The sequence below is a fragment of the Providencia sp. PROV032 genome (genome assembly GCF_028484875.1).
Taxonomy (GTDB): domain Bacteria; phylum Pseudomonadota; class Gammaproteobacteria; order Enterobacterales; family Enterobacteriaceae; genus Providencia; species Providencia rettgeri_E.
On the sequence record NZ_JAMPSX010000007.1, the window covers coordinates 142,271 to 156,846 of the forward strand.

The 14,576-nt window shown below is 40.4% G+C and carries 13 protein-coding genes; 5 read left to right on the forward strand and 8 right to left on the reverse strand.

Translation table 11 applies throughout. The annotated features are described in order from the left end of the window. Positions 1-297 precede the first annotated feature (297 nt). Positions 298-1,083 (forward strand): IclR family transcriptional regulator, encoded by a 786-nt coding sequence (locus PSF42_RS08300; RefSeq protein ID WP_125891485.1) that lies wholly within the window; start codon positions 298-300, stop codon positions 1,081-1,083. 111 nt (positions 1,084-1,194) lie between these two features. Here the strand turns inward: PSF42_RS08300 and yegD are convergent, their stop codons facing one another. Continuing rightward, positions 1,195-2,547, reverse strand: a complete 1,353-nt coding sequence (gene yegD / locus PSF42_RS08305; RefSeq protein WP_272679827.1) for a molecular chaperone — start codon at positions 2,545-2,547, stop codon at positions 1,195-1,197. Positions 2,548-2,764: 217 nt separating this feature from the next. Between yegD and PSF42_RS08310 the strand changes: the two genes are divergently transcribed. Continuing rightward, positions 2,765-3,016, forward strand: a complete 252-nt coding sequence (locus tag PSF42_RS08310) for a GDCCVxC domain-containing (seleno)protein (RefSeq protein WP_125891483.1) — start codon at positions 2,765-2,767, stop codon at positions 3,014-3,016. 184 nt (positions 3,017-3,200) lie between these two features. Here PSF42_RS08310 and PSF42_RS08315 read toward each other — a convergent pair whose 3' ends face one another. The 7 genes from PSF42_RS08315 to nrfA form a co-directional block, all read right to left on the reverse strand. Beyond that, complete coding sequence (locus PSF42_RS08315; RefSeq protein WP_125891482.1) at positions 3,201-3,599, reverse strand: hypothetical protein; 399 nt, start codon at positions 3,597-3,599, stop codon at positions 3,201-3,203. A gap of 328 nt (positions 3,600-3,927) precedes the next feature. Then, on the reverse strand, positions 3,928-4,974 hold the full coding sequence (nrfF, locus tag PSF42_RS08320) for a heme lyase NrfEFG subunit NrfF (RefSeq protein ID WP_272679828.1): 1,047 nt from the start codon (positions 4,972-4,974) through the stop codon (positions 3,928-3,930). Beyond that, positions 4,967-6,841 carry a heme lyase CcmF/NrfE family subunit gene (locus PSF42_RS08325; protein WP_272679829.1) on the reverse strand — a complete coding sequence of 625 codons (1,875 nt, stop codon included), beginning with the start codon at positions 6,839-6,841 and terminating at the stop codon, positions 4,967-4,969. The genes nrfF and PSF42_RS08325 overlap by 8 nt, the downstream gene beginning before the upstream one ends. A gap of 24 nt (positions 6,842-6,865) precedes the next feature. Next, a complete protein-coding gene (gene nrfD / locus PSF42_RS08330; protein WP_213914162.1) occupies positions 6,866-7,822 on the reverse strand; it encodes a cytochrome c nitrite reductase subunit NrfD in 957 nt (318 codons plus the stop codon). Next, entirely contained in the window at positions 7,819-8,490 is a 672-nt protein-coding gene (gene nrfC, locus PSF42_RS08335; RefSeq protein ID WP_248466816.1) for a cytochrome c nitrite reductase Fe-S protein, read from the reverse strand. The genes nrfD and nrfC overlap by 4 nt, the downstream gene beginning before the upstream one ends. Further along, positions 8,487-9,056 (reverse strand): cytochrome c nitrite reductase pentaheme subunit, encoded by a 570-nt coding sequence (nrfB, locus tag PSF42_RS08340; RefSeq protein WP_125891477.1) that lies wholly within the window; start codon positions 9,054-9,056, stop codon positions 8,487-8,489. The genes nrfC and nrfB overlap by 4 nt, the downstream gene beginning before the upstream one ends. Positions 9,057-9,103: 47 nt before the next feature. After that, on the reverse strand, positions 9,104-10,537 hold the full coding sequence (gene nrfA / locus PSF42_RS08345) for an ammonia-forming nitrite reductase cytochrome c552 subunit (protein WP_125891476.1): 1,434 nt from the start codon (positions 10,535-10,537) through the stop codon (positions 9,104-9,106). A gap of 806 nt (positions 10,538-11,343) precedes the next feature. Between nrfA and napF the strand changes: the two genes are divergently transcribed. Genes napF through napA form a run of 3 tightly spaced genes read left to right on the forward strand, consistent with a single transcriptional unit; the run spans position 11,344 to position 14,570 of the window. Next, complete coding sequence (napF, locus tag PSF42_RS08350; protein WP_213914163.1) at positions 11,344-11,835, forward strand: ferredoxin-type protein NapF; 492 nt, start codon at positions 11,344-11,346, stop codon at positions 11,833-11,835. Then, on the forward strand, positions 11,825-12,103 hold the full coding sequence (gene napD / locus PSF42_RS08355; protein ID WP_185746880.1) for a chaperone NapD: 279 nt from the start codon (positions 11,825-11,827) through the stop codon (positions 12,101-12,103). The genes napF and napD overlap by 11 nt, the downstream gene beginning before the upstream one ends. Then, positions 12,084-14,570, forward strand: a complete 2,487-nt coding sequence (gene napA / locus PSF42_RS08360; RefSeq protein WP_272679830.1) for a nitrate reductase catalytic subunit NapA — start codon at positions 12,084-12,086, stop codon at positions 14,568-14,570. The genes napD and napA overlap by 20 nt, the downstream gene beginning before the upstream one ends. Positions 14,571-14,576: the final 6 nt, after the last annotated feature.

The following is a 14,576-nucleotide window of genomic DNA, read 5'->3' on the forward strand; positions in this document are numbered from 1 at the left end:
CATGCTAAAACCTATTTATGATGTAATAATTGCTCATACCATTTTAAAATGGAACGTCGTTCCATGTAATGACTATATATCATTTGGGTGTGAACCATAGCCTTACATTATGTTATTGTGATGTTAATCAAGATAAATTTTTGTAAATTAAGATAGTTGTTTATTTATCAGTGGTTTGAGTTTTTTTTGTTTTTTTATTTTGTTTTTTGTTGGATTTGTGATATTAAATATCGCTGTGTGATAGAGGGATTTTTGGTGTATTATGGTATAACGTTTCACTCTAAGAAGATTATTAAAATGCAGGATAAATCTAACTCTTCTAATATTGATAAGACATTAACAATTCTTGAGGCTATTAGTGATTCAGATAAAGGGATATCACTAGCGGAGCTTACTAAAGTCACAAAAATTCCTAAGACTACAACATTCCGTATTTTAGAATCATTAAAAAATCGGGAGTACGTTGCTTATGATGAGATGAGTGAGCGTTATTTATTAGATATTAAATCACTAGAGTTGGGTATTAAGGGGCTATTGAATGTCAACCTAGTTGATGTTTCTATACCATATTTGAAGAGCTTATCAGGAATAACAAATGAAACCTGTTTCCTTGGTGTCTATAATCAGGGTTATGTAATTTATTTGTATAAAAGTGAAGGAACTATGTCGATTCAGACAAATGCTCGGCTAGGGAGTCGAATGCCAGCGTATTGTACTGGGATAGGTAAAGCATTATTAGCTTACCAATCTTTAGACGAGATCGATAGGATTTTAAATCAGCCACTCGAAAAAATTACTGAAAATACGATTATTGAACCTATTACGCTTTTTAATACATTGGCAAGAATTAGAGCAGATGGTTATTCCTTTGATCACGAAGAAAATGAAATTGGGTTAACTTGCGTAGCTAAGCCAATTTTTAATTATACAGGTAATATTGTTGGTGCCATAAGCGTTGCTGGCCCTACTTATAGAATGGAAAAGAAATTAGATATGGTAATTACTAATTTACAAAAAGTATGCGTGACTATTTCTCGCCAATTGGGACATATAGAAAAAAGTGCTAAGAATAGTTTAAAGTAACGACAAACAGGCAATTGTAGATTCTGAGAACATTTAAAGTACAGTATATCAATGAGCGGCCCCTCAATCTTTATAGAAGGGCTTGCCACTCATTATTATTTAGACCCAAAACTATAAGAAGCAGGTTTCAGCCCAGCGTGTTAATCCTGCGGTAACGGAACCAAAATCGTCCCCACGCACTATCGGAATATTAGGTAACTCTTGGCTAATTGCTTGGTGTAATATTGGGGAACGAGCACTCCCGCCTGTAACGTAAATGGCATCCGGCTTGACTCCTCCTTGCTTGACCGCTTCTTTAACTAACTCAATCATTTTACTTTTGGGTGATTCAATTGATTCCACCATGTGTTCATGTGGAATATCCACTTCTAGTTTTTCAGAAATTAAATTAATTTGAGCTAAATAACTTGGGGTATCTGACAAAGCAATTTTAGCTTCTTCAGCTTTACGCACTAAGCTATAACCTAGTGTTTCATTATATACCTCTAACAATCGAGATATTTTCTTAGGCTCTTTAGCATCTTGTTTTAAGCGTGTTAACGCAGTTAGATTTTGTCGTGAGTAAAATTCTTTTTGTGCTTCAACATTATTGATAGCAATAGGGTTCCAAAATTGTAGAAATGGCATTTTAGTACCAGATAAAGATTGGCTCTCCATCCCAAAAAGTGGCATCAATTGTTTCAGTGCAAGATAAATATCAAGGTCGTTTCCTCCCACTCGTTGTCCACTGTGAGCAAGTAAGGATTGCGTTCTGTCCTGTGCATTTTGGTAGGTTGGCCCCATTTGGATTAATGAGCAATCTGTTGTTCCGCCACCAATATCAACGACTAGGATAATCTGGTCTTTATTCAATGTTGATTCATATTCAAGCCCGGCAGCAACAGGTTCGAATTGAAAAGCAATATGGTTAAACCCTGCACGCTTTGCCGCACGATAGAGTATTGATTCAGCTTGTTGGTTAGAGAGTTCTCCCCCGCGACCATGAAAGTTAATAGGTCGGCCAATGACAGTATCATCAATAATCTGTTGTAATTTTTGTTCTGCAGTGTCCTTTATATTTTTCATCATGGCACAGACAAGATCTTCAAAAAAACTAATTTGGGTATCATGCAAGCCAGACGCCCCCAAAAATGATTTTGGAGATTTTACATAATAAACATCTCTAGGATCGCTTAAATATAAATCTAAAGCGGCTTGCCCAAAGACGATGTCTTCACGCATTAAATCGATCCCTTCTTCACGGTTAAACGCGATAGATCTTTTTAAAATTTGCTGCCCGATTTCATTCGAAGGGGATATTTTACAATGGCGAAATAAATGCTCAGAGACTGATTCTCTTGTAGGCGCGCATAAGGTTGATGGGATATAAACGCTATCGCCTTCTAATGGTAATAGTGTGGGAACCCCGTTTTTCATGACCGCGACAGCACAGTTAGACGTGCCGTAATCAAAACCAATAAACATTTCGCCTCCAAGAATAACGATTTTGAAAAAAGGCTGAGACTTTATATCAAGCAACAATGAATTACTATTAAAAGATGGTTGATGTACGGTAAGGGCCGACAGGAAAACAGTATGAATTAGCCCTTAATAGGGTATAAACGCAAAGAAATCGCGATGAATTTAGTGTTCAATAGAGGCTACTTTAGCTATCTGTGTGATAAAAATTATGGGAAAGTCGATGAGTAAACTTCATATAGAACTGCAATCAGAACTAATATGTCCAGAATGCCATTTTAAGCAAGTCGAAGAAATGCCGACAGATGCTTGCCAATGGTTTTATGAATGTAAACACTGTGGGGCATTATTAAAACCATTAAAGGGGGATTGCTGTGTTTTTTGTTCATATGGCTCAGTGAAATGTCCTCCAATACAAGAAGCAATGTTAACTGGAGGACAGGAATGCTGTTGTTCTTCAAAAGATATTTGTTAATTTATCTTAACGTATACAGGAGTGTAAGATAATCTGTAAATAACAATATGGTGAATATCGTTTATGGTTACCTATATACTGGGTATAAATAATTACTTAATTAAAAAGATTCTTAATATATTAATGAATTATTAAAGTTGATTCTCGGAAATATCTTATTTAAACAATTGGGTTTTCTATCTTTTTAATTATTACAATACTTATTCCAAATAACATTAAAGTCATTATCAGGAAACTCTTTATCATCTCTATCTATTAATGGGATAGAAACAACATTGCGCCCATCATTATGAAGATAGGTTTTGACTACAAAGCGTTTAAATGAATAGGAGTTTTGGCTAGTAAAAATAAGTACCTCACCACAGACATAGCCTAGCATGCCATGATCTAAGGTTTCTCTTATCTCATGATATTTAACGTTTTTATATTCAGCTGTTTTGGGGTATGCTAAAAAATCCTCAACCGCTTTTTGAGATTTTTCTACGATATCTAAATCAGGTGTGTAGTTACTAACAACGCCTCCTATAAAGGAAGCGCCCGCAATTAATCCGACGACTAAAAATGAAAATATTTTATTTTTCATAGTATTTATTTCTTATGTTATTATTTTTGATGCTCCCAAAGAATGCCAAAATATAAAAAGGAAATGAAATTATTTCCACTTAAGCTGAATCTAATTGTTAATTTCACTTAAGGAAATATACTTGGATTACAGTTGGAATAATGAGTTGGTGCCAATCTAACATAAGATTATTTGAAGTAATATAGAAGGGAAACAATGGTAATCAATAAGAAACGAAAAATTACACATTTAAATAAATAGACATTTTATAAAGGGATATTTTATTACTATTGTGATAATTTAATATGTATTAATTCCCAAGGTGACAAATTTAGTAAGAAAAATAAGATTAATCTTTTTTATTCTTCATTATTTTTGCCATATGAATAGCTTCAATGAGCTGAGAGCGATTAATACGGGAGCTATTACTATCTAATAATTTTTGCCAAATATCAATTGATTGCTCATAATTTGCATTCATAAAAGCATCTGAAGCGATTAACATCAGTGCAGTAACCTCTTGATTATCAAGCTCTAATGCTTTATTGATTACCGCTCTAACATCTCCTGTTAGGTGTTGGCCTGCTTGATAATATAGTACGGTGGCAACAGCGGAATATATTTGAGCATTTTCCCCACCATATTCTAGCGCTCTTTGATAAGCAATCAGTGCATTATCATAACTATTTTGATAGAGATAATATTCACCCAGTGTCGCCCAAAGCTCACTGTTTTTAGGTGATTGGCGAATATCATTTTGCAAACGTAATAAATCATTTTGTTCTTGCTGTAATGGTGTGAATGATAGTAAGGGATCGGAAATGCGTTGGTATTCCTGATAGGCTAATTCAAATCGAGGTGAGAAAAAGTAACCAATAACGACCGACACAATGAATATGGCAAGTACTTTATTAACATGCGGTAGTCTGGCTGTTGATGATGTTGTATCTGAGGATAATAATTGTTCGGATATTTGTTGGTGATTAACCGTGCTCTTTATGATCCGCTGTTTATGTGACCGACTGAATTTGAACGTTACATAAAAAATGCCAATTAGAGCAATTCCAGGTAAAAGCCAAAGCAGGGCAGTTCCAATCGTCAACGGTGGATTATAGAGCACAAAATCACCATATCGCTCGGTCATATAGTGCATGATTTGCGCTTTATCTTTACCCTCAGCGACCATTTTGAAGACTTGATGACGCATACTGACCGCTGTCGGGGCATTAGATTCAAGTAAGTTTTGGTTTTGGCACTGCGGGCAACGCAATTGTGAGGCAATCTGCAATGAATACTCTTGTTCTTCAATGGAATTAAATTGCCATACATCAACAATTTGAGCATTGGATATAAAAGCGCAAAATAGGAAAAAAAGTGCGAGTAGAGTTCTAAGCATTTTTTCTCCTCCCTCTTATCCAGCTTATTAATAGGCCAAAACACATCACAAACGCACCGCTCCAAATCCATTGAATGCCATCTTGGACGTAAAAGCGTATTGCATAGCTATTGGTTCCTGTTTTCTCACCTAATACTGCATACCAGTTACGTAGCCATCCCCAATATATACCGGGTTCAATCATTAATTGCTGACGAGCAGTATAAAACCGGCGCTCGGTGATTAACTGGTGTAACGGTTGATCCGCTTTACTAATTTGTATGATGGCTTTTTCGGTTGTGTAGTTAGATTTAGCATCAAGCTGCAGCTCGTTGAATTGAAACTGATAACTTGCGAGTGAAATAGATTGCCCTACAGAAAGACTAACACTGGTTTCGTGGTGGCTACCCACTGACAAGGCAATACCAGCTGAAAAAATCACAACCCCTGTATGAGCAATAAGGGATGGGAATTGTTGTCGAATAGCATGTATAGGACGTAGCCAAAAGATAAGTAAAATTGCAAATAAAAAGCCGCAAGAAAGGGCGATAATAAACCCTTCAGACCAAAGAAAGAAGCTTAATAACATACTGGTAAGTATGATTAAAAGAATACGCCATCGGGGGTTAATACGGGTTTTGTTCAGTGGGTAAATGGCACTGACAGCCATGATAATGAGCATCAAAATACCAAATGGTAATAATGTTTGATTAAAATAAGGTGCTCCAACCGATATTTTTCCCCAACCAAATAATGTGTAAATCATCGGGTAAAGTGTGCCCGTCAGGACAATAAATAATACAGTTGAAAATAGGATTAATGTGAGTAATAAGTAAAGCTGACGGCCATTAATATTGGTTGGTGAATCATCAATATTTTTAGCTTTCCAGCCATATAGACATAAAGCACCGAAACTCAGAAAACTGAATAGTAAAAAGAGGGGCACAGCCCTAACGTTATCCAAAGCAAACGCATGGACAGACATTAAAATACCTGAACGGACAATCAGCGTGCCCAATAGTGATAGAATAAACGTGAGGATCGCCAGTAATATTGACCAATGGCGATAATGACCTGTTTTATATGTAACGCTGAGGCTGTGGAGTAACGCGGTTGCACTTAACCATGGTAGTAGCGATGCGTTTTCAACGGGGTCCCAAAACCACCATCCTCCCCAACCAAGTTCGCTGTATGCCCACCATGACCCTAAAGTGATACCCAAAGTGAGTATACACCAACTCGGAACGACAAAGCGCCAACAGAGCCTTGCAATAGTGTGATTAAATTGCCCATAGAGAGTAGATGCAAGCGCTAAAGCAGTGACGACCATTAACCCGCTATAGCCTAAATAAAGTAACGGAGGGTGTAATATTAACCCCCAATGTTGCAGCATGGGGTTGAGATCTCGCCCTTCAATAGCGGGTGGGAAAATGCGTAAAAAAGGGTCGGAATAAAAGACGATAAACAGTAATAATGCTGCAATAATAATAGCAAGTAGGGTTAATGTGAGAGGAAATACCGGGTGAGTTTGCTTGCGATAACACCATGCAAACAGACAATTCCAAGCTGAGATAAACAGCAACCAAAGAAATATTGACCCTTCATGGCCTCCCCATACTGCCGCGATTTTAATATACAGTGGCGATAATCTGTGACTATGCTGCGCCACATACACGACAGAAAAGTCACTTTGAATAAAACTGAGGGTTAAACAGAAATAGGCAATGAGTAAGAAAAGAAATTGCAAGTAGGTCCAAAGGGCATTCCGAGGCATTTGCCTCGGAATATGGCGTAAAAAACCAATAACTCCGAATGATACTTGAAAACAGGCGATACACAGTGCCAATGTAAGACAGAGAAAGCCAATTTCTGGGAGTATTAGTTCCAATTATTACCCTTATTATTGAGTGAGTTATGCAACGGTCAATTGCCCTGCGTATAACACAAAGAAGCGTAAGCAGAAGACACCCAGTAAGCTTGCACCACTGATAATCAATACTCTTACCGCACCTTGTCCTTTATCCATCCATTTTTTGAATAAAAGAGGAATAATAAAACCAAACCCAACAACGCCAATCCAAAACCACCATGTCCAGAAACCACCACCTAATGCGGCAATTAATGATCGAATTTTTCCATCGTCTCCTAATGCTAGCCCGACAAAAAAAGCGGCTAATAGGAATATCTCCAACCAAATCACAAAGCCTTCGATACGATGTAAAAATGCGGTTTCAGTATTATGGATATTTTTACGATAGCGCAATGCGATTGCCATTAACGATACCGCGATACCTGAAGATATACCTGAAAATAGGAATAAAGCCGGTAATAATGGGTTGTTTAAGAATGGATAAGACTTTAATGCTGAAAGTAAAAAGCCGGTATAGGCCCCAAGCAAAACCGCCAATACGAGCATTGCAATATCGAGAAAGCGCACTGCACGGTTTAGCAGGTTTAATACTCTAGGAATAATTGTCAATTTTGGTAGCCATTTTTGCTGTAAACCAATGAGCTCTTTTTCATAGATTTTAGCCAGCCAAACAACAAGTACTGCCATATACACTTGGAATAACATTACCCCCATCGACATCACTGAAGTTGGGCTATAATGAAACATTAATTTCCAGAACGTCCATGGACGCGTCAAATGAAGAATTAAGATCAATAACCCAAAGATGATCGTGGTCGGCGCCAAAATCAGTGTTGTGCGCATGAGTGTGCTATCACTGCCAGCCGCAGTGGGATAATACTGACGCATAAGTACCGCAAGTACTACAAGCCCCGCGGAAATACCAATTAAGAATAAGTAAACTGCAATGGGCCAGTCCCACACTAAGGATTCAAAATGGAAAGCAGAAGCTGTTGTCATTGGCTAACCTCCCCATATTTGAACGGAACCCGATACATTTTGGGGTGAGTACCGAGTGCAATTTTGAATCGATAAGTCGGTTTTTCTTTTAGCATCAACGAAATATCGCTCTTAGGATCATCTAAATTACCAAAGGTTAATGCTTTGGTCGGGCAAGATTCGACGCAAGCCGGCTGCTTGCCCTGTTTTAGATTCGTTTTACGGCAGAAATCACATTTATCCGCGGTTTTATTGATGGGGTGAATAAACCTGACGCGATAAGGGCAGGCTGCAATACAATATTGGCAGCCGACACATAAGTCAGGATTTACATCAACAATCCCTGTCGTTTTATCGATAAAAGAGGCACCGGTAGGGCAAACATCAACGCAAGGGGCGCTTTCACAATGTTGACAGGAGTGGCGAAAAAAACGGTATTTAACATCAGGAAACTGGCCAATAGGCTCACTACGGATGATGGTTAGCCGCGAAACACCTTCCGGCACTTGGTTAACCTCTCGGCATGCATCCATACACGCTGTACAGCCGATGCACAGATTTTCGTCGTGCACCATGCCGTAGCGAACGCCATCTATTTTCATGGTATTAGCTAGCGCATGGCTAGCTATCCCTCCTACCGCCGCCAGTGCTCCTGAGTAGATAATGAATTGACGACGAGAACAACTCATGGCTGCTCCTTACGCAATTTCACCGCTGCTGGGTTGAAATCAGGGTTATTGCGTTGATCTGAGTGACAGTCGACACAGATTTTTACTTTGCCCTTATCAGTCAGTACCTTCATGGTATCTTGTTTCGGATGAAGGTCATGACAACTTGCGCAGGCTACTTTGGTGACGTGGACATCATGAGGCCAGAACGCTTTTTGCAGTTGTTCCGGCAAGTGGCATGATAGACAGACACTGTTTTGTTGCTCGACGGTATACATTGGGTTGTTAAAGCGCATGACATCTTTGACGCCTTCACGGTGATCTGGCCCTGGGTTACCGTGGCAATTGGTACAAGTCACAGGTAAATTATTGTTAGGGTTAACCACTTCTGAGTGGGTACCATGCATGCCTTCTTTGTCGGGTTTATGACAGTCTAAGCAGGCTTTGTCTGCACTGCGTTGCTGTGTAACAACCCAACGGCCTTCTGCATTTTCTTGGGCCATTTGTGGGGTTGCGGATGCGGCTGTTGCCCATAATAAGCCTGTTGCCAGCACCCCAGCAGTTAATAACGAACGTAGTACGCTCATATTCACTCCATTGGTTATATTGCCCCATCATTTGGGGCAAATCATGGTTATTTGGCTAATAGGTCATTTTTACGAGCTTGGTCATCCCACTGCGGAACCACAGTTTTTAAGAACTCTTGTTTCTCCGCATTGATTTTTTGCATATCTAAACCGATAGCTTGTTGTGCTTTTTCCTTGGTTGAAATATCTGGAATGGCAATTTCATGGGTGATGCCTTTTGAACCTAATAGACGAGCGAGTTTGGTTCGTGCATCTGCGGCTTTATCCATCGAACCACCTAACATGCGCAAGCCTTCATCTGGTGCATGCATATGAATACCGTGGGAAGCGATAGCTAAATCCCAGCGCCATTGGGCATGACGAATATCCGTTAAGATTGGTTTCATTTCATCTTCTGTTGCGCCTGCATCCCATGCGGCTTTCGCTTCAAAGTGAGCACGAACTAATTGGTCTTCCGCTTTGATTTTCATCTCTTGAATAGCGACTTTACGTTCAGCAACAACATCTTGCAGCTGTTGTTTGCTTTGGGTATGGCAAGTGCTACAAGTTTGTTCGAAATTGTCGAATGGGTTACCAATTTTATGGCTGGTATACAGTTCGCCTTTTTCGTTTTGCAGTTTCGGCATATGGCAATCAATACAGGTCACATTATTTTTGCCATGAATACCTGCGCTCCAAGTCTCATATTCAGGGTGTTGGGCTTTCAGCATCGGGGCTTTCGACAATGAGTTGGTCCAGTCAGAGAAACCTATATTGTCGTAGTAAACTTCCATCTCTTCGACTTTGGTACCGTTATCCCATGGAAATTTCACAGACTTTTTATCGCCAGAGAAATAATATTCCACGTGGCATTGGCCACATACCATGGACTGTTGGTCGAATCGGCTGGCTTTATCAAACGGTTTGCCAATCGTTTCCATTGCACGCTCTGCATAAGGGCGAGAGAGCGTTAGCTCTGGTTTGCCTTTTGCAAAATCTGCAGAATCTGTTTTATGGCAATCCGCGCAGCCTAAAACATTAACCACTTCAGGGCCACCTTTTGCCCATTTACCTTCGAAATAGCCATCTTCGCCATGTTCTTGGATTAGCCTAGCCACATCGGGACTTTTACAGCTCCAACATGCCATCGGGAGTGGGCCATCTTGGGCATCTTTAGGCGCTCCAGTTCGTAAGGTTTCACGGACGTCGATAATGGCATAAGCGTGGCCACGTGGTTTGTTGTAGTCGCGTGAGAACGGGTATCCAGCCCACAGCACGACTAAGCGAGGGTCTTCCGCTAAGGCATCTTCGCGGTTTGACTGCTCAGATGTCGCTCTCCAAGAGTGGTATTGATCAGGGTGAGCAGCTTCGAAAGTTTCATTTCGAGCGTTAATAGTGGATGTACTATCTTTGGTAGGAGTTTGGGCATGAACAGAGGTAAAGAGAAATATTCCTGCAACCAGACTCAATAAGCATAGTGCATTATTTCTTAAGTTTGCCATAAAAAGGGCCTCGAGTAATTTTAGCCAGTCATCCCTTCATTTTTCGAGTTATTGTTATATTGTGACCTGTGACTCGAACTATTTTGGGTATCTTTTTGTTATTTAGGTTTGATAGTAAGCGCACAGATACTATCAAGACATTGCCAATTTATATGTGTAACAAAAAACCACACTAAAAATATTGTTTTTGATCAAGAGTTAATTTGGAATAAGGAAATAGAATGTGATGAAATAATAAAAAATGGGTATTATTGCAAATTGATATGGTTGTTTTTTTATAGTTTTAAACTGTTAATTTTAATAACTAATTGGCTATATTCTCCTTTCTTGTTATTTATTCCTAGTTTTTTATTGGATTGATTTATAAGTATTTTTTTTGCTTTCAATATTTATTGGTTATTTTTAAAATAAAGTAATAAATAAAAATTGTTTAATATCAAAAAAAATGCATATATTTTTTTGATAAATGACATTACACATACCACTTTAGTGGTAGTTTTTGGTTGGTGTTATAATTTAAAAAATTAAAAATTGAGTTTAAATTAATAATCCACATTAAAAAAATGTTAATAAATAATTAAAAACCCCTATTACTTTATCATTTTAAGGCTGTTTTAAGGTTATGCACAGCAAATAGCGTAAACCTGGTTATTTCTAGTCGTATACGGGGAATTACCTCTTTTACCTACTTGGTAGTATGTATTTTTATAGCTGCTATCGTTAATATTTCTCATAAATACACATATAAAAAATGCGGTTTATCAATATGTTTTAGTTTTTTTGTTGGCAATGTAAAGGAAAAAAACATGGTTGATCTCACCCGTCGGGGAGTATTAACTGGTGCGTGGCGCAGCGCGGCTCCAGTGGTTCGGCCGCCATGGAGTGGTAGTGAAACGCAATTTATTGAATTGTGTACCCGTTGCAATGCCTGCGTTGAGAGTTGCGAAACGGCAATTATCCAACCAGGAGCAGGGGGCTACCCTGTTGTTGATTTTAAGCGTGGTGAATGCACCTTTTGCTATGCATGTGCAACAGCCTGTTCAGAACCTATTTTCCTACCAAAACATTCCCAACCTTGGGATATCTCAATTTCGATTGGCCAAAATTGTCTTGCTTATCTTTCGATTGAATGTCGTCGTTGCCAAGACAGTTGTGAGCCTGAAGTTATCTCTTTTCGTCCGTCAATGGCGGGTATATACCAGCCAAAAGTAGAAACACCAGGTTGTACAGGCTGTGGTGCTTGCGTCGCAGGTTGCCCAGTTTCAGCCATTACCGTGGAGCATGAACATGCACAGTAACTATCAAGTGTGCAGTTTAATCGTACAAGTAAAAAGTGAGCGGCTGTCTACTGTGGCCGAAGAAATAAATCAGCTTTCTCATTGTGAAGTGGCGATAAGCGCCCCGGAAAATGGAAAACTGATTGTGGTTGTTGAAGGGCAAGGTAGTAGAACGTTGTTAGATACTATTGATCTAGTACGCGATATTGACGGCGTACTAGATGTTTCGCTGGTTTACCACCAGCAGGAAGAGCAAGGTGAGGAAGATTATGAAACTCAGTCGTCGTAGCTTTATGAAAGCCAATGCGATAGCGGCCGCTGCTGCGGCGGCAGGTATTGGCGCACCTAGCATTGCGAAAGCAGTGGTTGGCCAACAAGAAAGTATTAAATGGGACAAAGCCCCTTGCCGTTTTTGTGGTACAGGCTGTGGGGTATTGGTGGGAACTCAAAATGGTCGCATCGTGGCCAGCCAAGGTGACCCTGAAGCGCCTGTAAACCGTGGTCTAAACTGTATCAAAGGGTATTTCTTACCGAAAATCATGTACGGAAAAGACCGTTTAACGCAGCCAATGTTGCGTATGAAAGACGGTGAATATGACAAAAATGGGGAGTTCACACCGATCACGTGGGAACAAGCTTTTGATGTTATGGAAGAAAAAGTCAAAACCACATTAAAAGAAAAAGGCCCTGAAGGGATCGGTATGTTCGGTTCGGGCCAGTGGACAGTTTGGGAAGGCTATGCGGCATCAAAACTGTTTAAAGGTGGTTTTCGTTCTAACAACTTAGACCCGAACGCGCGCCACTGTATGGCGTCAGCGGTAGTCGGTTTCATGCGTACTTTCGGTATGGATGAACCAATGGGTTGTTATGATGATATTGAGCACGCAGATGCTTTCGTTCTGTGGGGCTCAAACATGGCAGAAATGCACCCAATCTTGTGGTCTCGTATCACCAACCGTCGTCTGTCTAACCCTGAAGTACGTGTTGCGGTGTTATCGACTTTCAAACACCGTAGCTTTGAATTAGCGGACAACGGCATCGTCTTTACACCACAATCTGACTTAGTGATCCTGAACTATATTGCAAACTATATCATTCAAAATAATGCAGTTAATCAGGAATTCCTCGATAAACATGTGAATTTACGTCGTGGTGCAACAGATATCGGTTATGGATTACGTCCAACTCATCCACTCGAACAAAATGCGAAAAATGCGGGCTCTGATGCGTCTGAACCAATGTCGTGGGATGAATATAAAGCCTTTGTTGCAGAATATACCTTAGATAAAACCGCCGAAATGACGGGTGTTCCGAAAGATCAGTTAGAAGAGTTAGCGAAACTTTACGCCGATCCTAAAACCAAAGTGGTTTCTTATTGGACCATGGGCTTTAACCAGCACACTCGTGGTGTTTGGGCAAATAACTTAGCGTATAACCTGCACTTACTAACAGGAAAAATTTCTCAACCGGGTTGTGGGCCGTTCTCATTAACAGGCCAGCCATCAGCGTGTGGTACAGCTCGTGAAGTGGGTACGTTCTCGCACCGTTTACCTGCGGACATGGTGGTGACCAATGAAAAACACCGCGAGAAAGTAGAAGGCGTTTGGGGACTACCTGCTGGGACGATCCCTGAAAAAGTGGGTTTACACGCCGTTGCCCAAGACCGTGCTCTAAAAGACGGTAAATTGAATTTCTACTGGGTTATGTGTAACAACAACATGCAAGCTGGCCCAAATATCAATGAAGAACGCATGCCGGGTTGGCGTGACCCTCGCAACTTTATTGTGGTTTCTGACCCCTATCCAACGGTCAGTGCATTAGCCGCTGACTTGATTTTACCGACGGCAATGTGGGTAGAAAAAGAAGGCGCTTACGGTAACGCAGAACGTCGTACCCAATTTTGGCGCCAGCAAGTTAAAGCTCCAGGTGAAGCGAAATCTGACTTAATGCAGATGGTGTTGTTTTCTAAACGCTTTACAACGGATGAAGTGTGGCCTGAAGAGTTACTCGCGAAAAAACCTGAATTACGCGGTAAAACGTTGTATGACGTGTTATTTGCTAACCAAGCGGTGACAAAGTTCCCTGTGAGCGAGTTGGCGGAAGACCAACTTAACGATGAATCACGTGAGTTAGGTTTCTACTTACAAAAAGGGTTATTCGAAGAGTACGCAGGCTTTGGTCGCGGTCATGGTCATGACTTGGCTGATTTTGATGACTATCACAAAGCACGCGGGATCCGTTGGCCAGTGGTTGATGGCAAAGAGACTCAGTGGCGTTATAGCGAAGGAAATGACCCTTACGTCAAGGCTGGCGCGGGTTATCAATTCTATGGTAAACCCGACGGTAAAGCGGTGATTTTTGCCCTGCCATTTGAGCCTGCTGCGGAATCGCCAGATAAAGAATATGACTTATGGCTATCAACAGGTCGTGTATTAGAACATTGGCACACCGGTAGTATGACACGTCGTGTTCCTGAGCTACATCGTGCTTTCCCTGAGTCTCTTGTGTTTATTCATCCAATTGATGCAAAAGAGAGAGGCTTACGCCGTGGTGATAAAGTCAAAGTGGTTTCACGTCGTGGTGATGTGACCACAATTGTTGAAACTCGTGGCCGTAATAGACCACCAAAAGGCTTAGTTTACATGGCGTTCTTCGATGCTGCGCAGCTAGTGAATAACTTAACACTGGATGCAACCGATCCGCTTTCAAAAGAAACGGATTACAAAAAATGTGCCGTTAAACTGGAAAAGGTGTAATTGCTC